Source organism: Enterobacter kobei (assembly GCF_001729765.1).
Taxonomy (GTDB): domain Bacteria; phylum Pseudomonadota; class Gammaproteobacteria; order Enterobacterales; family Enterobacteriaceae; genus Enterobacter; species Enterobacter kobei.
Map to the genome: position 1 here is coordinate 2,899,544 of NZ_CP017181.1, position 17,686 is coordinate 2,917,229.

Here is a 17,686-nt window from a genome sequence, read left to right on the forward strand (position 1 = left end):
TACATAATCATTGACGAGGGAGCAGCATGATCACCATTGAGTTTATTGTCATTCTCCTCTGCCTGCTGACGGGTACACGTTTCGGCGGCATGGGGCTTGGGTTAATCAGCGGGATTGGCCTTTTTATTTTGTGTTTTGTCTTTGGTCTCCAGCCCGGCAAGCCGCCGGTTGACGTGATGTTGACCATTCTCGCCGTGATTGGTTGTGCAGCCACCCTGCAAACTGCCGGTGGGCTCAATGTCATGATGCAATTTGCCGAACGCCTCCTGCGCAAACATCCGCAGCACATCACGCTTCTCGCCCCGTTTACCACCTGGATGCTGACCTTTCTCTGCGGTACCGGCCATGTGGTCTACACCATGTTCCCCATCATTGCGGATATCGCCCTGAAAAAAGGGATCCGACCCGAGCGCCCAATGGCCGTGGCATCGGTAGCATCGCAGATGGCAATCACGGCATCACCGGTTTCCGTCGCCGTCGTGTCGCTGGTCTCCATCCTGGCCGCCCAGCATGGGATCGGTCACGCATGGGGGATCCTGGAAATACTCGCCGTGTCGGTTCCCGCTTCACTTTTTGGTGTCGCCATTGCTGCCCTGTGGAGTTTACGCCGCGGGAAAGATTTGTCTGACGACAGGGAGTTTCAGGAAAAACTAAAAGATCCAAAGCAGCGTGAGTTTATCTATGGCGGTACGGAGACGTTAATGAATCAACGTTTTCCGAAGCAGGCTTACTGGTCGACCTGGATTTTCTTTGCCGGTATTGCCGTGGTTGTCCTGCTCGGGGCCTTCCCCGAACTGCGCCCCGCCTTCGAGTTGAAAGGCAAAATGACGGCGCTGTCGATGAACCTGGTCATTCAGATGATGATGCTCATTGCCGGTGCCGTGATGCTGATGGCCTGCAAGGTCAATGCCTCAGCCATTTCTAACGGCGCGGTATTTAAGGCCGGTATGGTGGCGATTTTCTCGGTGTTCGGGGTGGCGTGGATGAGCGATACCTTTTTCCAGGCGCATCTCGACGAGTTAAAACTGGCGCTGGAAGGCGTGGTGAAAAGCCATCCGTGGACGTATGCCATCGTGCTTTTCCTGGTGTCGAAGCTGGTGAACAGCCAGGCGGCTGCCCTGACGGCCGTGGCGCCAATGGGGCTGATGCTGGGGATCGATCCAAAAATGCTGATCGCCTTTTTCCCGGCGTCATACGGCTATTTTGTTCTGCCGACCTATCCCAGTGATTTAGCCTGCATCGGCTTCGATCGCTCAGGAACCACCCGCATCGGCAAATTCATCATTAACCACAGCTTCATTCTGCCCGGATTAATCGGTGTGAGCTGCGCGTGTGCGGCGAGCTACCTGCTGGTACAGACTTTCTTTTAAAGGCATCAACGGTCGACTTACGCGGTCGCCCGTTTGCAGATATTAATGCGACTCGCCCTGCGGGGTGAAGCGCAGCTCAATCAGCGCGATCGCTTTCTGGATCGCACGAAGCGTCACCGGGTCAGCGGCGGCAGGATGGCTGGTGAAATCAATGTTTCTCAGCTGCGTGGACATCTTCTCGCGGACTTCAACCGGGGCAATAACATCCAGAACATCAAGGATTTGCTTAATAACCAGCTGACAGGCAACAACGTCAGAGACCAGTTCCTGATCGGCGCTCAGGTTTTGTGACATGGGGCTTCTCCTTATTTAAAGGCCGCCATAGTATCAAAACGCAGCCCCTGACATCTCCCCTTCGTCACCAGCAGGGACAAAAAAACCCGCCGAAGCAGGTTTTTTTTATCAGAACATGGCGCCCGGCGGCACGTCTTTAAAGGTGCGGCAGTAATTGGCCCACATACTTTTGAGGATTTTGCGCAGTTTCATTGTGATGCTCCATTAACTTGTCATACAGCTTTATCGTCAATGCGCCTATAATATGACCAACATCACAAAAATCAATGTTTTTGTGATGTGCATCACAATTCAATTTACTGCAACACCTGTTAGCCAGCAAAACCGCGAACAAAATCAAAGAGAGAAGGCAGATCGTCCGGCTATTCCTGGCATTGGGCTACGTCTCTGCGGGTACGATAACGTATCTCCATCCACTCAGAGCGAACCATGAAAAGAGTCATCGTAGCCGGTACGATCCTGCTGCTCGCGGGATGCAGCGTTAACCGTCAGGCGGAAATCAGTAGCCTCGACGCACCAAACGGCATTGTCCGCCTCGATTACGGTCAGGCCGTGCTGCAAAATGCCTGGTCTGACGAATATGTAAATAACGGCACCGCAGTGAAAGCCTGCCAGGGTATGGGGTATGCCACCGCGTCTGCCTACGGGCAACCCGTCAAAACCTGTGCGCTGATAAGCGGCTCTTTGTGCCTTAACGAAAGCGTGACCATTCAGTATAAATGCATGGGTTATGCCGTTAACCCTAAGTCAAATAATCCCTGGTATTAATCCAAGCTGCCAGCGTTTGCTGGCACTTTATTTAACTAAGAACAAAAACAATTCGCATTAATATAAAACCGACAATGCGTTTTATTCCCATTCGTATTTTGAAGTAATGAATATTTATTTTACGTTTTGCAAATAATTAAATAACAAATTATAGTGTCGCTCATTGTGAACCAGTAATAATAACCCGGAGCGTCACCATGCTGAAAACTGAAATGATCGACAAGCTCAATGCGCAAATGAACCTTGAGCTCTTTTCATCCCTTCTCTACCAGCAGATGAGCGCCTGGTGCAGCTACCACAGCTTTGAAGGTGCGGCCGCGTTTCTGCGTCGCCATGCGCAGGAAGAGATGACCCACATGCAGCGCCTGTTTGATTATCTGACCGACACCGGCAGCCTGCCGCGCATTGAGACCGTGGCCTCGCCTTTTGCCGAGTATAATTCTCTCGATGAACTGTTCCGCGCCACCTACGAGCACGAACAGCTGATCACGCAGAAAATTAACGAACTGGTTCATGCGGCAATGACCAGCCAGGATTATCCAACCTTTAATTTCCTGCAATGGTATGTGGCAGAACAGCATGAAGAAGAGAAGCTGTTTAAATCCGTGCTGGATAAATTATCCCTGGTGGGTAAATCAGGTGAAGGTCTTTACTTTATTGATAAAGAACTTTCCACTCTCGATACACAGAATTAATTTCAACGCGGTGCGGGTTTCCTGCACCGCGTTAATTTACATACATCCTGCGCAGCTGGTACAGCGCCAGTCATGGGGATTGACGGCCTGATAAAAATAGCGGTAGCTGGCCGTCTCAAGCGGAATACCCACCTCGAAAAACAGGTCTGTCAGCCAGTCAACGTTTTCGATAATCCACTCATCTTCCTGTAAGCCTTGTGCAAAGGTTTCATCTTCAGGATCAATAACCGAATAGATTGCCCAGGTGCCCATATCCTTTTCGCGGCGGGACTCAGGCAGCGTCAGAGGCTGGTTCTGCCAGCTTATTATCCAGTGTCCATGGCACAACAGATTGCCTCCCCGGCTCCATGCCGCCGTAAATGGATTCTCCCCCTCCATAAAAAATCCTCACATTATTTTATTATTTGCACGAGTTGTTTACGTTACGCCTGAAATTTGCGCCGTGACATTGCTCTTATGAAGTAGGCATCGCCCCATTAAGGATCACTGCACGCCTAACCCGTAAATATTTCATTACACATCTTGTAACGGTGATTTGACGAGTTACGGCTTTTCCCTTACTCTGCGCCGCAGAAATTGTCGCGATTCACCATCGTCGTAGAGGAAAGCGTGAAAAACAGAACCCTGGGAAGTATTTTTATCGTCGCCGGAACGACGATTGGCGCAGGAATGCTGGCAATGCCCCTGGCTGCTGCAGGTGTGGGATTCGGGATGACGCTGCTGCTTCTTGGCACACTCTGGGCGCTGATGTGTTACACCGCGCTGTTGTTGCTTGAGGTTTACCAGCATGTGCCCGCCGACACCGGGCTGGGTTCACTGGCGGCGCGCTACCTGGGACGCTACGGTCAGTGGATAACCGGCTTTAGTATGATGTTCCTGATGTACGCCCTGACTGCCGCGTATATTAGCGGGGCCGGGGAGCTCATTGCCTCCAGCGTCAATGACTGGTTTGGCTCTGACATTACCCCGGCGACGGGAGCAATCTTCTTTGCGCTCATCGGCGGCGGCGTGGTCTGCGTGGGGACCTCGCTGGTCGATCTGTTCAACCGTTTTCTCTTCAGCGCCAAAATTCTGTTTCTGATTGTCATGCTGGTCCTGCTGGCACCGCATGTGCACAAGGTTAATCTGCTGACGCTGCCGCTGGAAAAAGGGCTCGCACTTTCCGCTATCCCGGTGATTTTCACCTCGTTTGGCTTCCACGGCAGCGTACCGAGTATTGTCAGCTATATGAACGGCGATACTCGCAAGCTGCGCCGCGTGTTTGTTATCGGCAGCGCGATCCCGCTCATCGCCTATATTTTCTGGCAACTGGTGACGCTGGGCAGCATTGACTCTACAACCTTTATTGGACTCATGGCGCAGCACGCTGGCCTGAATGGTTTTCTGCTGGCACTGCGCGAGGTCGTCACGTCTCCTCACGTGGAGCTGGCGGTCCATCTGTTTGCCGACCTGGCGCTGGCGACCTCGTTCCTGGGCGTGGCGCTCGGCCTGTTTGATTACCTGGCCGACCTGTTCCAGCGTCGCAATACGGTTAGCGGACGGTTACAGACGGGGGTAATTACTTTCCTGCCGCCGCTCGCGTTTGCGCTGTTTTACCCACGCGGGTTTGTGATGGCGCTGGGTTACGCCGGGGTGGCGCTGTCGATCCTGGCGCTGTTACTCCCTTCCCTGCTGGCATGGAAGAGCCGCCAGCAGCATCCTCAGCAGGGGTACCGCGTGGCGGGAGGAAAACCGCTGCTGGGCATTGTGTTTAGCTGTGGGGTGGTGATTATTCTGGTGCAGGTATTGATTGCCGCCGGCATGTTGCCGGAAGTGGGTTAAATAAAAAAGGGGCTATCTTTAGCCCCTTTTTATCAATGCAAACAGCAGCTCTTAAACTTCTTCCCGCTGCCGCAAGGACACGGATCGTTGCGCCCGACCTTCGTACCGTTCACAATCGGCTTCTTTGCTTCAGGCTGCTGCGGGTTATCTACCCAGTATTGATATAAACGCAGTGGCGCTGGCTGGATGCGCTCAATGCTGGCGATATAGTCTTCTTCGCTCAGTTCATCCAGCTTCTCGCTGTTCTCTTCCGTACCGTGCAGGGCAATCACTTCGAGATCGGCCTTCAGAGACTCCGGCAAGGCTGACCAGTCCGTCAACGCCACGCCGCGCATATAGCCATAGCACCACTCTTCCACCACGGTGTAGCTCTCACCGTCGACGTCGTTATATCCAAACATCGGCTCAAACTGGTCCGGGTATTCGCTCAGCCGCTCAGCAATGTCGTTCATATGCTTAAAGCAGAGATCGATAAAACGGTTCATTTCACGATCGTTTTTCCAGCGCGGAATGTATTTCTCCCCGCCCCACACGGCCACCAGCCAGGTATCTGGCTCAACGACAACAGGGCCGGAAAGCACTGCGGTAAGCATGCCGTCCAGTTCGGATACGTCAATCACAGACGCATCGTCATGGCCGTAAGACATGAGAGTCTCTTCCAGCCATGCCATTTCGCTTTCATTTAATGGACCTTCCGTCATCGCGGACACTCCTGATAAAAAGGAAAAGATCCTAACACAGTTCTCACGCCGTTCCCGGCTGAAGTTTAGGTCTTTATTGCTGCAAAAGTGTGCAAATCGTGACCCTTGCACAACTTATGGGCTTTAATGTTAACGATATGTGATCTCCGCTGTAATTTCTTCTCCTGCCGCAGGGCGGCAGAACGCGGCGCTCTATACTCAAAGATGTCATAACCCCGTCAAGGGGTTAACCATTCTGGCAACGTTTTTGCTTGCTGTTCTTCGCGCGACGCTGCGCATGGAAACCTCGCCGTATCATGCAGGATGCCGTTCGTTTAGTGCATTTTGTTCTTGCCCGTGTTTTGGATTGGCTGCGCCCTGGGCGTTCAGGTTTACGCCGTGGTGCAAAAACCTCTTTGCTAAGGAACATAATAATGTCGCTGAAATTAATCAGAACTCCCCTGTCTCTTGTGTTAGGGAAGGTGCGAATAAGCAGGTCATTTCTTCCCAAGCTGACTCGCTGATTAAAATTTCGCGGATCTGGGCCGATTTTTTTCCCGCAAACACATCGAATCAGCCTATTTAGGCTATTTTTTCCACCATTTCTGGCGTTATTTCCGGTTTTTACTGAGATCTCTCCCACTGACGTATCATTTGGTCCACCCGAAACAGGTTGGCCAGGGTGAATAACATCGCCAGTTGGTTATCGTTTTTCAGCAGCCCTTTGTATCTGGCTTTCACGAAGCCGAACTGCCGCTTGATGATGCGAAACGGGTGCTCCACCCTGGCACGGATGCTGGCTTTCATGTATTCGATGTTGATGGCCGTTTTGTTCTTGCGCGGATGCTGCTTCAAGGTTTTTACCTTGCCGGGACGCTCGGCGATCAGCCAGTCCACATCCACCTCGGCCAGCTCCTCGCGCTGTGGCGCTCCTTGGTAGCCGGCATCGGCTGAGACAAATTGCTCCTCTCCATGAAGCAGATTACCCAGCTGATTGAGGTCATGCTCGTTGGCCGCGGTGGTGACCAGGCTGTGGGTCAGGCCACTCTTGGCATCGACACCAATGTGGGCCTTCATGCCAAAGTGCCACTGATTGCCTTTCTTGGTCTGATGCATCTCCGGATCGCGTTGCTGCTCTTTGTTCTTGGTAGAGCTGGGTGCCTCAATGATGGTGGCATCCACCAAAGTGCCTTGGGTCATCATGACGCCTGCTTCGGCCAGCCAGCGATTGATGGTCTTGAACAATTGACGGGCCAGTTGATGCTGCTCGAGCAGGTGGCGGAAATTCATGATGGTGGTGCGATCCGGCAGGGCGCTATCCAGGGATAATCGGGCAAACAGGCGCATGGAGGCGATTTCGTACAGGGCATCTTCCATGGCACCGTCGCTCAGGTTGTACCAATGCTGCATGCAGTGAATACGCAGCATGGTCTCCAGCGGATAGGGCCGTCGGCCATTGCCCGCCTTGGGATAAAACGGCTCGATGACAGCGGTCATATTCTGCCATGGCAGAATCTGCTCCATGCGGGAGAGGAAAATCTCTTTTCGGGTCTGACGGCGCTTAGTGCTGAATTCACTATCGGCGAAGGTGAGTTGATGGCTCATGATGTCCCTCTGGGATGCGCTCCGGATGAATATGATGATCTCATATCAGGAACTTGTTCGCACCTTCCGTAGTGAAGACCCTTTTTGAGTGATAGGGAAATTCAAAAGTCGATTTCGAGACGTAAGGTCCAATAACTTCTTACGCATAGCCTCGAGGGAAGTCAGAATAAAATCTGAGCCTCCTTGATTGAGTTCCTCTGCTGTAGAGGTATCTACAGTCGACATAATGTTCTCCATTTCTTAGGGTCCACAAGTAAAACGTTTTATGCTGATGCATCACAAAAAGACCGCAGTAAACTGCTGCAAAGAAGAGGAGATTTTTAGTCTCCCCTTCTTTATCAATCAGATCATACAATCAACTTAACGCCCATTAGTTGATAGCAGCCAAATTTCATAAACAGATTCAATCCGTTATTGCTGAATTTGATTGGATAGTAAGACCTGCAACATATCTTGTTGATGCACAGCTATCTCATCTTCCAGCCAACGACCTTTATCTTTCATCAGCCGAATCATAGCAAGCAATTTAAGACTATCAGTCTGGTTATTGGCAAGGCTTGCTTCAAAGTGCTCCTGCTTCTGTTGCGGCTGGAAGTTACTCAAGCGCGAGTTCTTGCTGTGGCTGATAAGGCAAAGGTTGCCAAACGAATGGAGTGCACTCTGCTCAACCGGTTTATAGCCATCCATCGGATGCTGGGGTGAGAAGTGCTCCACCGAGCTGCGGAAAGTGAACTCAAAGGGGCCAGCAACTTTGTCACTATTCCGATCTCGTACCCACAGCAGATAGTCGAGGAAGTTGAAGACAAAGTTGTTCTCGATATGACCGAAGCGAAGTTTGGATGTAATCACCTTGTGCCAACTCTCATCCACATTGATGGCGGGCAACAGGGCGTTATCAAGGTAGAGCATCTGGTAATAGGAAGCCCCTTCACCAGGCGCCAAAAAGCGCTGGAAGACAAAGCGGCGAGCCTGACTCTCCAGATAGGACAGATAAGCCCCGGCATCCACCGGTTGATCAGGGTGACAATTGTCGAACAGATATCTCAGTGCACCATTCAGCCAATGTTTGTAAACCAGGGTCGGGGTCGACACATGAAACGCCGACAGCAACATCAGGACCCGCCGGTTAACACCAGAGAAACCATTCTCATTTTCATCCTTGTCAAAGGTATTGATGTAACTGACGCTCTTTTCCGAATACCAGTGCAGCCGCTTCAGACTCCAACTATCCTTGCCATCGGCAAACTCGCGCTTGATGATGAACTGATCAAACAGATACTTGCTCTTTAACAGGCCATAGATAAAACGCTGAACTGCCGCTACTGGATCCGGTTGCCTTATCACTCGCAGCTCAAACTGATCGACCAGTTGTTTATCATCAAGCGGCACCCCCTCCGTATCACCCGGGTCGCGGCTCACGAGTCGCAGCACATGGAGCAAGAAGTTGGAGAAGTTGATGACGCTGTTAAAGCGCTCGGAGCCTGCGCTCTCCTCCTCCACCGTCTGCTCACCATCAAGCTTGTCATCCTGCAAAATGGCCAACAAGGTGCGCCCTTGGCTACCGGCAGCTGCACGGCTTTTATCGGCAGCGTCGGCCGTGTTTGGGGATCCTAGCAGATCAAGCAGATGGGCAAAATCACGGGGCACAAACTGACCCCAGTCGCTCTCACCAAACAGACGGTGGCGCTCTTGCGGGGTAAAGCCGTACTGGATATAGCGCTCCATATTGGCGCAGGCATCCCATACCCGGGTCAGTATATGAATACTTTGGCGACGATGCTCTTCCTCGGGTATCTGGTTCAGCGTCTCCATCAGCCGCGCCTTGATCACTTCATGCTTTTCCAACTGCTCGCCGCGATTGTTCATCGCCTCGAAGAAGTGATTGAGATCGGTATCCTTGGGTACTTCGATACGAGAGATCTGCACATGCTTGAAGAGGTAGTCGCAAAAGGCCGTCAGTTTAGCCCCTACCAAACCAAGATCCGCCATTGCCTTGCCAATCAGCTCAAAACCGTTCACCAAACCTTCATTGAAGGTACTCCCCCGCAAATCGTAGGGGGCAACACCCTGCCATAAGCGCTCGAAGGTATGGCTCGATATCGGGCGACTCTCAAAAGCGAGGTTGATGGTCTGATACCAGCTCATATCCACCGAATCTATCGCGTGATGTTTGAGCCAATTGGCCAGCAGAGAGAGGGTAGTAAAGCGCTGCTGGCCATCGATTACCTCGAAACTGCCATCGTCCCGGGCAAACACCACCAGGGTGCCGATATAGTAGGTTTGCGGCCCCTTACCACTGACCAATTTTTGATGATAATCCAGCACATCCTGCAGCAGCTGGGTGATCTCTCCCTCACCCCAGGCATAGTTGCGCTGGTACATGGGCACCAGATAGCGGGCGCGATGTTCAAGCAGTGCACGAATGGAAAAGGGGCGAACGCCTGCATCATTCATAATATTTCATCTCCCGAAACAGCCCGACCAGCTCATCTTCGGCACCATTGCGATTGTTCTTGTTCTCTCGACTGCTCATGCTAGGCAAAGGGAAGCCGTGCAGATCTCCCGGCAGACGAGCATCACGAATGGCACGGATCAGATTGTGCTCCAGCACATAGTTATCCATGGTTGCCAACTGCACTACCTGCTGGCGGATGCGGCAGCGATAGGCCCAGATAAAGCACTTCTCGATGGCCAGTGACAGCCCTTGGCTGCCGAACTTGTCGATATAGAAGATCAGGGCGCAGTCGAACATGGCCCGCACATAACGATCCCCGGTGCGGTGGCGACGCTCGTAGCTGCCCAGGGTCGATAGCACCTTGCTGGCCATCGGTGTCAGCGTTTCGCCGAGCAGGGTGGCAGATTGCGCCTTGCCGGAATCAGACTCCTCGGCCACGATGGCGGCCACCCGCGTCTGGTAGTACTCGGCCATCTCGAAAAAGCGCCGACCATTGATGATCATCTGGTCGAGATGAAAGGGAAACGTCATGTACTGGCCGTCAATCTTGCGCTGGTACTGGCTGTTGTACTCATCGACAAAGTGGTGGGCGATGCGCAGCGACTCCACGTAAGGATAATGCCCTACCCGATCTAGGTTGACCCCCTTGAAGAGATCCACCTCCCCCTTGCCAAAGTAGCGGGCCGACTTGCCCTCGGCCCACTGGCGTACCCGATAGAGATAGAGGGCGAACATATTGGCCAGCTCGTCGCTTGGCAGGCGCTCCCAATGGGCGACCGCCTCGGCCTTGAGATTGGCCTCATGACCGGCAAACTCGCGCAGGTGAAATGCCTTGAGCAGATCGTGAGGAGCCAGATCGCGCCCCCGGGCATTTTGCGAATCGAAGAACTGGAACGCCTCCGAGATATCCTGCAGTACAAAGCAGACCACCTGACAGCGGTTGAGCAGAAAGTCAATTTGCTGCTCGTCAAACTCAGGGCGGGCCACCAGCCGACGCAACTCCAGATAGTTGCGTCTGAGGTTGAACTCCGAATCCCGGCTGGGGAAGCGCTGGCGCTGCATAAACGCATCGATAGGTCCACGCAAGACCTGCAATTGCTCACGCAGATCCTGACGTTGAAACCGGATACTCTTCTCTTTGCCACTGCGATTTTCGTTATCCAGCACCTCGATCAGCGCCTTGACGGTCAACATCAGGGTCAGGGTGCGTTGCTGACCATCGACGATATCAAGCATCTCGCCCTGCTCACTATCGGTGTGCTGATGAAACACCACCGAGCCCAGCCGGTAGGCGCTCTTGTCCTGATGGGTTGCCAAATCGGTAAAGAGATTCGAGATATTCTTGGAGCCCCAGCGGTAAGGTCGCTGATAGCTTGGGATGGCCAGTTGGGGAATGGCCAGCAACTGGCGTACCGACTGCACTTGATTATTAATGCTCTCCATCATGCCTCCTGCGGTATGAAGTGGTCAACAAAAACTGGCCACCGCGTTAGAGTTTTTCCAGTATCGGTTTTCTGATTCGTTTGGCGGTAACCCACCATTATATTCGTGCGGTCTTAGTGCGCTGTAATATCCAACGATATAGTCCGTTATTGCGTGAGCTGCATCGCTGAAGCTTACATAGCCCGTCGCCGGCACCCATTCGTTCTTCAGACTCCTGAAGAAGCGCTCCATTGGGCTGTTATCCCAGCAGTTTCCACGCCGACTCATACTCTGCCTGATCCGGTATCGCCACAGTAACTGCCGGAACTGCCTGCTCGTATAATGGCTACCTTGATCGCTGTGGAACATCACCCCGACGGGCTTACCACGGGTTTCCCATGCCATTTCCAGTGCTTTCATGGTGAGCCTGCTGTCCGGCGAGAACGACATGGCCCAGCCCACTGGTTTTCTTGCGAACAGGTCGAGAACAACGGCGAGGTACGCCCAGCGCTTACCCGTCCAGATATAGGTCACATCACCGCACCACACCTGATTTGGTTCCGTTACGGCGAACTGTCGCTCAAGATGATTCGGGATAGCAACGTGCTCATGACCGCCACGCTTATACCGGTGAGTCGGCTGCTGGCAACTGACCAGCCCCAGCTCTTTCATGAGTCTGCCAGCAAGCCAGCGCCCCATCTGGTAGTCTCTCTGGGTTGCCATTGTGGCGATGCTTCTTGCTCCGGCAGAGCCGTGGCTGATGCCATGCAGTTCAAGTACCTGACTGCGTAATACAGCCCGTCTGCCGTCTGGCTTTTCAGGACGGTTTTTCCAGTATTTGCAGCTGCTGCGATGAACCCCGAACACATGGCAGAGAGTGGCCACAGGATAACGCGCCCTGAGTTTCCCGATTATCGAGAACTGTTCAGGGAGTCTGACATCAAGAGCGCGGTAGCCTTTTTTAATATTTCATTTTCCATTTCAATACGTTGTAGCTTTTTCCTGAGCTCACGGATTTCAATTTGTTCCGGGGTAATGGGGGAGGCTTTTGGTGTTTTGCCCTGCCGTTCATCACGTAATTGTTTCACCCATCGCGTCATTGTGGAAAGGCCGACATCCATAGCGCTGGCTGCATCTGCCACGGTGTAGTTCTGGTCAACGACCAGTTGAGCGGATTCGCGTTTAAACTCTGCGCTGAAATTTCTTTTTTTCATTATGACACCTGTGTTGTTCTGAGGTGAGCATATCACCTCTGTTCAGGTGGCCAAATTCAGTAAACCACTTCAGCCTGAGCATCTGACTGTTCTTTATTAGTGGAAGAATCCGGACCGTACTTCTTTATCCAGGCATAAAGGCTGTGGGTGGTGATATCGAGACGTGTTGCAACGCTGGCAACAGAATAACCGCGATCAACAACCTGTTTGACTGCTTCAGTTTTAAACTCTTCGGGATAACGCTTACCGCTCATGGGCACCTCTCTTTAAGCCATCTTAAATGACTCTGAGGTGTCTGTTAAACCCGTGGCGATTCAAACCATATTCATAGCCAAGAATCCGACACCTCCAGCCAACACCAAGATACCTAAAACAACTATGGTTCGTAGCCCGCTTATCGATCTTTGCTGAGACTCCACCGCTGCCTCTAACTTGCTTTTCAATTCCGCTAATTGTTTAGCAATGCGGCTATCAATTGCTGTGCAGCCTTGTTCAAACTGATCAGGTGTTACAAACTTCAAGGCTGCAACCTCACGCCTTAGTTTCAACTGTTCATCTTTGATCTGGCCTAGAAGATCATTCAGTGACGTAAGGCGACCGTCAAACTCTTCAAATTTATTCGAGTTCTTCGTAACCAATTCAGCTTGTTCATAAGCTAGACTTGCGAGCGTTGATTTCGCTGCCTCTATCTCAGTTCTTGCATCGTTGACGGCGCTCAACAGGCCATTAAACTCTGCCACTTGCGTCGATTGCTCTTCGAGTGAATCGATTAATGGGGTTACTACATGAAAGCTCGAAAAAGTCATAGTCAATCAATTGACTGGTTTCTATTGAAACAGCATCAGAATCTTCGAAGTTTCGATAGAAATCGAAGTAATCCGTACGTGAATATATGACGTCTTGGTTAACTTGAAAGGAATCGTCATAACGCTCCAGTAAGCTGAAGTCGATGAATATATTTTCACCAGACCGTTCGCTCGGAAGCTCATCTGATTCGATCAGCGCAACCTCAATTCGCTTTTCTTCAATGCCGATGAGACGAAAGATATTCGATAACAAATCGTTCAGGTCGTCCAACGCAGCAATGCTGATTTACGTCATTTCACGCGCATCCTGGGTATTGATGGGCTGTTCCCTCGCTGGGATGACAGACTACTGAGTATTTTGTTAGGTAACACGGGTAATGACTCCAACTTATTGATAGTGTTTTATGTTCAGATAATGCCCGATGACTTTGTCATGCAGCTCCACCGATTTTGAGAACGACAGCGACTTCCGTCCCAGCCGTGCCAGGTGCTGCCTCAGATTCAGGTTATGCCGCTCAATTCGCTGCGTATATCGCTTGCTGATTACGTGCAGCTTTCCCTTCAGGCGGGATTCATACAGCGGCCAGCCATCCGTCATCCATATCACCACGTCAAAGGGTGACAGCAGGCTCATAAGACGCCCCAGCGTCGCCATAGTGCGTTCACCGAATACGTGCGCAACAACCGTCTTCCGGAGCCTGTCATACGCGTAAAACAGCCAGCGCTGGCGCGATTTAGCCCCGACGTATCCCCACTGTTCGTCCATTTCCGCGCAGACGATGACGTCACTGCCCGGCTGTATGCGCGAGGTTACCGACTGCGGCCTGAGTTTTTTAAATGGCGGAAAATCGTGTTGAGGCCAACGCCCATAATGCGGGCGGTTGCCCGGCATCCAACGCCATTCATGGCCATATCAATGATTTTCTGGTGCGTACCGGGTTGAGAAGCGGTGTAAGTGAACTGCAGTTGCCATGTTTTACGGCAGTGAGAGCAGAGATAGCGCTGATGTCCGGCAGTGCTTTTGCCGTTACGCACCACCCCGTCAGTAGCTGAACAGGAGGGACAGCTGATAGAAACAGAAGCCACTGGAGCACCTCAAAAACACCATCATACACTAAATCAGTAAGTTGGCAGCATCACCGGATGTCGATGTCAGGAACCGGTCATCGCGAGTCACCTCTGCTATCTTTCCGGCAGTTTCTGTCACTGTGTTTCGGCTACCACACTTAGGACATTTTAACGGCATACTCATTCTCCACGTTTAAGGGGTGCTAAAATCATCATTGTTACCGGCAGTAACGGTGTTCAAAAGAAGGTCAGTTACGCCCTGCCCGGTCTGACGCATACGCTCTGGTGTCAATTTCGCGTAGCGCTCCGTACTTTGAATACTCGCATGCGCCAGTTGGGCTTTAACGTCATACAAACTGTACTGACCACTGGAGACAAGTAATGATGCGACAGAATGGCGCGTGGTGTGGAAACAGACTTCACTTTTATTTATCCCGCACTCTGCCAGTATTTTTTCATAGGCCCATCGGGGTTCAGATATCGGTTTTCCATTGTCCTTTATGGCGAACAGATAGGGATTACTGCCAACCCGTGGGATCGAATCAATAATTGATAATGCGGCTTCGCTAAGATATACAGTCCGGCTGCGACCATTCTTTGTATAAGGAATAAACAAGGACCTGTTATCTCGATCAACATGTTTGTGCATGACGTTAAGCATTTCTGATTTGCGGGTACCGGTTAACAACAGCATCGCTATCAGTCCCCCAGCAGCCTTATTGGGATATCGTGCCGCAGCGTCGAGGATCCTCCTGATCTCATCAGCGTCAAAAAAGCGCGTCCGCTGATTATTTTCCTTTAGCAAAGGGATCTTATCGGCTTCATTCTTCTCCAGGACATCCTGTCGTAGCGCATAACGCCCCATAGTTTTCAGAATAGCCAGTGCCCTGTTACAGGTAGAAGGTGCATACTGCTGGCCGTGAATACGGCCCTCAAGCATGTCAAAAAGCACCTGCTGAATCTCCCGGGCCCGAAGGTCGCAGTAACGTATCTTCCCCAGACGAGGTTCAATGTATTGCGTGAAACGCTGAACATCCTTATCCCAGGACTTTTTATGGCGTTTGATGAACGGAACATAGGTCTGGTGAAAAAACTCACTAAGTGTTGGCATCGCACGATAATTATCGCGTTCTGCTTTAGGGTCATTTCCCAGTGCAATCGCCTCCTTGTGACGACGAGCTATCTGACGGGCTGTCCCCACATCGATTTCAGGGAATCTGCCAATACTGATACTTTTTTTGGTACCGTGGAATGTGTAGCGCAGGAGGAAACGTTTGTTACCCGTTCGACCTGAGACATTTGAGGCCAATGACCTCGGTATCTGATACCTCTAGCTCTGTAGATCTGGTATCTGTGTTTGCCGGAAGGGCTTTGATGGATGAATTGGTGAATCGGAAGGATTTTTGCATATTTATCCTCATGTATCTGATTGATATCATGAAAATAATATATATCTGAAGGTGTTTTTATTACGGGGCAGGATTGAAGAATGGAAAAGCTATTAGACGCGTACAAACGGATATTGCAGGAAGTTAACGCCCAGTCATTTAACCTGAATGAGGATAAATACTCAGGCGTATTTTTACCCGTACCCTTTGAAGAATACTGGCATTCACCGATAAAAATCATGCTGGTTGGACGTGAAACCGCAGGCTGGAATACGCTGAATGGTAAGAATACGATATCACGGGTGTTGGGACTTATACCTGACGTCACCATCGGTCAAGTGGTTGAAGAAGCTGTAGATCGTTACAGGAAACATCTTCCGGTACAAAATTATGGCACCACCAACCTCAAATCACGTAGCCGCTTCACGCAGTATCATTTCCGGCTGGCCCGGGAGCTTAATATTCCTCCTCAGGCTATCGTGTATGCCAATCTACTGGCGTGGGATTACGATGGGCTGACACCTCTCACCCGACCTGTAAATGAAGTGCAGGAAGTCATATTAGCCTCACTGAAACTGCTGGCGGTACAAATTAAACACCTTGAACCAAATTTCATCATCTTTGCATCCGGAGCCCGGAGAACAGACTACATCATAAAACAAGTGCTTACTGAGTTAGGCGGCTATGAGACTTCTTCAGTCATACCGGGGAAGCTGTGGGAGTTCAAAACAGGTAATGCAATCTGTTTCAGAATTGCCCATCCAAGGGCTATGCGCGGACACCAGAAGTACAGAGATGAGGTGATTGCACGAATTAAGCAACTTTGTACTCAGGGTGGCTAGAGCATTACAGCTTGCTCAGCAGGGCCCCCTTCCCGGAAGAGTACCGGAAAACAGGCAAAACGACCTGGTTCTCTATGCTGGAGGCGACACGTTCGATTCGGCATTACCACGCTGGAGATTGCAGCTCATTGCACCCCGTGAGCACAGGATATGCACAGGACATGAATTTCAGGCACAAAAAAACCACCCGTAGGTGGTTTCACGACACTGCTTATTGCTCTGATTATTCTGATGTTTCCCATGGTAGCCGGAGTGGGACTTGAACCCACACAGCGCGAACGCCGAGGGATTTTAAATCCCTTGTGTCTACCGATTCCACCATCCGGCCAGGGAAGAAAGTGGAGGCGCGTTCCGGAGTCGAACCGGACTAGACGGATTTGCAATCCGCTACATAACCGCTTTGCTAACGCGCCGTAAAACTTTTCTAACTGACACCCGCTACTGCGCATGTCTTTAATCTGGAGCGGGAAACGAGACTCGAACTCGCGACCCCGACCTTGGCAAGGTCGTGCTCTACCAACTGAGCTATTCCCGCATGTCATCAAGTCAACTTCTAAACACTTGATTTCATTATCGTCCGGCTTGCTGTGCCGCCGTTCGATGCGTTGCATTCTACTGATATGACGTTATGAGTCAACGTTATTTTTTGCTTCCCTGGATCGTTTGCTGAAAATTACGGCGAAACGATCACTGATCAAGCAAATCCCCGCGCGCAGCGTTCAAATATTGCAGCATTGACCACAACGTCAGCACTGCCGCTACCCACAGCAGACCAATTCCCGCCCACTCAACCCAGGCGTTTGGACGCCAGAGCATCCAGACCAGCGCCGCCATCTGTGCGGTCGTTTTCACTTTCCCGATCCAGGAGACCGCCACGCTGCTGCGTTTACCCAACTCCGCCATCCACTCACGCAGCGCAGAAATGATGATTTCACGGCCGATCATGGTTGCCGCAGGCAGCGTCACCCACCAGGTATGATAGTGTTCAGCCACCAGCACCATCGCGATAGCAACCATGACCTTATCCGCTACCGGATCGAGAAACGCGCCGAAGCGAGTGCTTTGATTCCAGCGACGCGCCAGATAGCCATCAAACCAGTCCGTTACCGCTGCGATAAGGAAGATCAATGCGCAGGCAAAAGGTGCCCACACAACCGGCAGATAAAACGCCAGCACGAAGAACGGAATGAGTACAACACGAAAGAGAGTGAGCAACGTAGGGATATTATATTGCATAGTGACGGTAACTATTTGTTGT

The 17,686-nt window shown here is 51.4% G+C and carries 17 protein-coding genes, 3 tRNA genes and 1 pseudogene; 5 read left to right on the top strand and 16 right to left on the bottom strand.

The genetic code is table 11. The features are described from left to right. Nucleotides 1-26 precede the first annotated feature (26 nt). Nucleotides 27-1,370 carry an anaerobic C4-dicarboxylate transporter gene (locus BFV64_RS13980; protein WP_014884362.1) on the top strand — a complete coding sequence of 448 codons (1,344 nt, stop codon included), beginning with the start codon at nucleotides 27-29 and terminating at the stop codon, nucleotides 1,368-1,370. A gap of 42 nt (nucleotides 1,371-1,412) precedes the next feature. Here the strand turns inward: BFV64_RS13980 and BFV64_RS13985 are convergent, their stop codons facing one another. Next, a complete protein-coding gene (locus BFV64_RS13985; protein ID WP_014884363.1) occupies nucleotides 1,413-1,664 on the bottom strand; it encodes a DUF2766 family protein in 252 nt (83 codons plus the stop codon). Between the two features lie 108 nt (nucleotides 1,665-1,772). Further along, nucleotides 1,773-1,856: a stress response protein AzuC gene (gene azuC / locus BFV64_RS25425; protein WP_014884364.1), complete on the bottom strand. Its 84-nt coding sequence runs from the start codon at nucleotides 1,854-1,856 to the stop codon at nucleotides 1,773-1,775. Between the two features lie 237 nt (nucleotides 1,857-2,093). Here azuC and yecR point away from each other — a divergent pair, with 237 nt between their 5' ends. After that, nucleotides 2,094-2,432 (top strand): YecR family lipoprotein, encoded by a 339-nt coding sequence (gene yecR, locus BFV64_RS13990; RefSeq protein ID WP_069602197.1) that lies wholly within the window; start codon nucleotides 2,094-2,096, stop codon nucleotides 2,430-2,432. Nucleotides 2,433-2,629: 197 nt separating this feature from the next. Then, nucleotides 2,630-3,127, top strand: a complete 498-nt coding sequence (gene ftnA, locus BFV64_RS13995) for a non-heme ferritin (protein WP_014884366.1) — start codon at nucleotides 2,630-2,632, stop codon at nucleotides 3,125-3,127. A 36-nt stretch (nucleotides 3,128-3,163) separates the two neighbouring features. On the opposite strand, the gene BFV64_RS14000 is transcribed toward ftnA, so the two are convergent. After that, nucleotides 3,164-3,505, bottom strand: coding sequence for a hypothetical protein (locus BFV64_RS14000; RefSeq protein ID WP_048997443.1), 342 nt, complete (start codon nucleotides 3,503-3,505; stop codon nucleotides 3,164-3,166). 231 nt (nucleotides 3,506-3,736) lie between these two features. On the opposite strand from BFV64_RS14000, the gene tyrP reads away from it, so the two are divergent. Next, on the top strand, nucleotides 3,737-4,948 hold the full coding sequence (gene tyrP / locus BFV64_RS14005; protein ID WP_048997444.1) for a tyrosine transporter TyrP: 1,212 nt from the start codon (nucleotides 3,737-3,739) through the stop codon (nucleotides 4,946-4,948). A 32-nt stretch (nucleotides 4,949-4,980) separates the two neighbouring features. Here the strand turns inward: tyrP and BFV64_RS14010 are convergent, their stop codons facing one another. From BFV64_RS14010 to BFV64_RS14055, 9 genes and pseudogenes are all read right to left on the bottom strand, one after another. After that, nucleotides 4,981-5,649 carry a YecA/YgfB family protein gene (locus BFV64_RS14010; RefSeq protein ID WP_069602198.1) on the bottom strand — a complete coding sequence of 223 codons (669 nt, stop codon included), beginning with the start codon at nucleotides 5,647-5,649 and terminating at the stop codon, nucleotides 4,981-4,983. Between the two features lie 603 nt (nucleotides 5,650-6,252). Further along, nucleotides 6,253-7,233 carry an IS5-like element ISKpn26 family transposase gene (locus BFV64_RS14015; protein WP_000019445.1) on the bottom strand — a complete coding sequence of 327 codons (981 nt, stop codon included), beginning with the start codon at nucleotides 7,231-7,233 and terminating at the stop codon, nucleotides 6,253-6,255. Nucleotides 7,234-7,644: 411 nt separating this feature from the next. Then, complete coding sequence (locus BFV64_RS14020) at nucleotides 7,645-9,687, bottom strand: DUF262 domain-containing protein (protein WP_069602199.1); 2,043 nt, start codon at nucleotides 9,685-9,687, stop codon at nucleotides 7,645-7,647. Further along, nucleotides 9,680-11,131: a DUF262 domain-containing protein gene (locus BFV64_RS14025; RefSeq protein WP_080316470.1), complete on the bottom strand. Its 1,452-nt coding sequence runs from the start codon at nucleotides 11,129-11,131 to the stop codon at nucleotides 9,680-9,682. The genes BFV64_RS14020 and BFV64_RS14025 overlap by 8 nt, the downstream gene beginning before the upstream one ends. Nucleotides 11,132-11,155: 24 nt before the next feature. After that, nucleotides 11,156-12,324, bottom strand: a protein-coding gene (locus tag BFV64_RS14030; protein ID WP_137984540.1) for an IS3-like element ISEc52 family transposase whose coding sequence is annotated in 2 segments (ribosomal slippage) — nucleotides 11,156-12,075 and nucleotides 12,075-12,324 — 1,170 coding nt in all. Because the reading frame shifts where the segments join, the coding sequence is not laid out codon by codon here. 65 nt (nucleotides 12,325-12,389) lie between these two features. Continuing rightward, nucleotides 12,390-12,578 (bottom strand): annotated as a pseudogene (locus BFV64_RS14040) (transposase); the annotation flags it as partial. 60 nt (nucleotides 12,579-12,638) lie between these two features. Further along, nucleotides 12,639-13,130 (bottom strand): hypothetical protein, encoded by a 492-nt coding sequence (locus tag BFV64_RS14045; protein WP_069602200.1) that lies wholly within the window; start codon nucleotides 13,128-13,130, stop codon nucleotides 12,639-12,641. 388 nt (nucleotides 13,131-13,518) lie between these two features. Beyond that, a protein-coding gene (locus BFV64_RS14050) for an IS1-like element IS1B family transposase (RefSeq protein WP_095033700.1) occupies nucleotides 13,519-14,216 on the bottom strand; the annotation gives its coding sequence in 2 pieces (ribosomal slippage) (nucleotides 13,519-13,967 and nucleotides 13,967-14,216; 699 coding nt in all). Nucleotides 14,217-14,391: 175 nt separating this feature from the next. Beyond that, entirely contained in the window at nucleotides 14,392-15,507 is a 1,116-nt protein-coding gene (locus BFV64_RS14055; RefSeq protein WP_235611119.1) for a site-specific integrase, read from the bottom strand. A gap of 180 nt (nucleotides 15,508-15,687) precedes the next feature. On the opposite strand from BFV64_RS14055, the gene BFV64_RS14060 reads away from it, so the two are divergent. Further along, nucleotides 15,688-16,428, top strand: a complete 741-nt coding sequence (locus BFV64_RS14060) for a hypothetical protein (RefSeq protein WP_069602201.1) — start codon at nucleotides 15,688-15,690, stop codon at nucleotides 16,426-16,428. A gap of 241 nt (nucleotides 16,429-16,669) precedes the next feature. Here BFV64_RS14060 and BFV64_RS14065 read toward each other — a convergent pair. The 4 genes from BFV64_RS14065 to pgsA all read right to left on the bottom strand — a co-directional run bounded on the left by BFV64_RS14065 (nucleotide 16,670) and on the right by pgsA (nucleotide 17,664). Continuing rightward, a tRNA-Leu gene (locus tag BFV64_RS14065) sits at nucleotides 16,670-16,756 on the bottom strand. A gap of 11 nt (nucleotides 16,757-16,767) precedes the next feature. Continuing rightward, a tRNA-Cys gene (locus tag BFV64_RS14070) sits at nucleotides 16,768-16,841 on the bottom strand. Nucleotides 16,842-16,887: 46 nt separating this feature from the next. Continuing rightward, nucleotides 16,888-16,963 (bottom strand) — tRNA-Gly (locus tag BFV64_RS14075). A 152-nt stretch (nucleotides 16,964-17,115) separates the two neighbouring features. Then, complete coding sequence (pgsA, locus tag BFV64_RS14080; protein WP_008500348.1) at nucleotides 17,116-17,664, bottom strand: CDP-diacylglycerol--glycerol-3-phosphate 3-phosphatidyltransferase; 549 nt, start codon at nucleotides 17,662-17,664, stop codon at nucleotides 17,116-17,118. Nucleotides 17,665-17,686 lie beyond the last annotated feature (22 nt).

What these genes read in the sequence shown, in the direction of transcription:
- BFV64_RS13980 (WP_014884362.1), top strand. Translation starts at nt 27, where the DNA reads ATGATCACCATTGAGTTTATTGTCATTCTCCTCTGCCTGCTGACGGGT.
- BFV64_RS13985 (WP_014884363.1), bottom strand. Translation starts at nt 1,664, where the DNA reads ATGTCACAAAACCTGAGCGCCGATCAGGAACTGGTCTCTGACGTTGTT.
- azuC (WP_014884364.1), bottom strand. Translation starts at nt 1,856, where the DNA reads ATGAAACTGCGCAAAATCCTCAAAAGTATGTGGGCCAATTACTGCCGC.
- yecR (WP_069602197.1), top strand. Translation starts at nt 2,094, where the DNA reads ATGAAAAGAGTCATCGTAGCCGGTACGATCCTGCTGCTCGCGGGATGC.
- ftnA (WP_014884366.1), top strand. Translation starts at nt 2,630, where the DNA reads ATGCTGAAAACTGAAATGATCGACAAGCTCAATGCGCAAATGAACCTT.
- BFV64_RS14000 (WP_048997443.1), bottom strand. Translation starts at nt 3,505, where the DNA reads ATGGAGGGGGAGAATCCATTTACGGCGGCATGGAGCCGGGGAGGCAAT.
- BFV64_RS14010 (WP_069602198.1), bottom strand. Translation starts at nt 5,649, where the DNA reads ATGACGGAAGGTCCATTAAATGAAAGCGAAATGGCATGGCTGGAAGAG.
- BFV64_RS14015 (WP_000019445.1), bottom strand. Translation starts at nt 7,233, where the DNA reads ATGAGCCATCAACTCACCTTCGCCGATAGTGAATTCAGCACTAAGCGC.
- BFV64_RS14020 (WP_069602199.1), bottom strand. Translation starts at nt 9,687, where the DNA reads ATGAATGATGCAGGCGTTCGCCCCTTTTCCATTCGTGCACTGCTTGAA.
- BFV64_RS14025 (WP_080316470.1), bottom strand. Translation starts at nt 11,131, where the DNA reads ATGGAGAGCATTAATAATCAAGTGCAGTCGGTACGCCAGTTGCTGGCC.
- BFV64_RS14045 (WP_069602200.1), bottom strand. Translation starts at nt 13,130, where the DNA reads ATGACTTTTTCGAGCTTTCATGTAGTAACCCCATTAATCGATTCACTC.
- BFV64_RS14060 (WP_069602201.1), top strand. Translation starts at nt 15,688, where the DNA reads ATGGAAAAGCTATTAGACGCGTACAAACGGATATTGCAGGAAGTTAAC.
- pgsA (WP_008500348.1), bottom strand. Translation starts at nt 17,664, where the DNA reads ATGCAATATAATATCCCTACGTTGCTCACTCTCTTTCGTGTTGTACTC.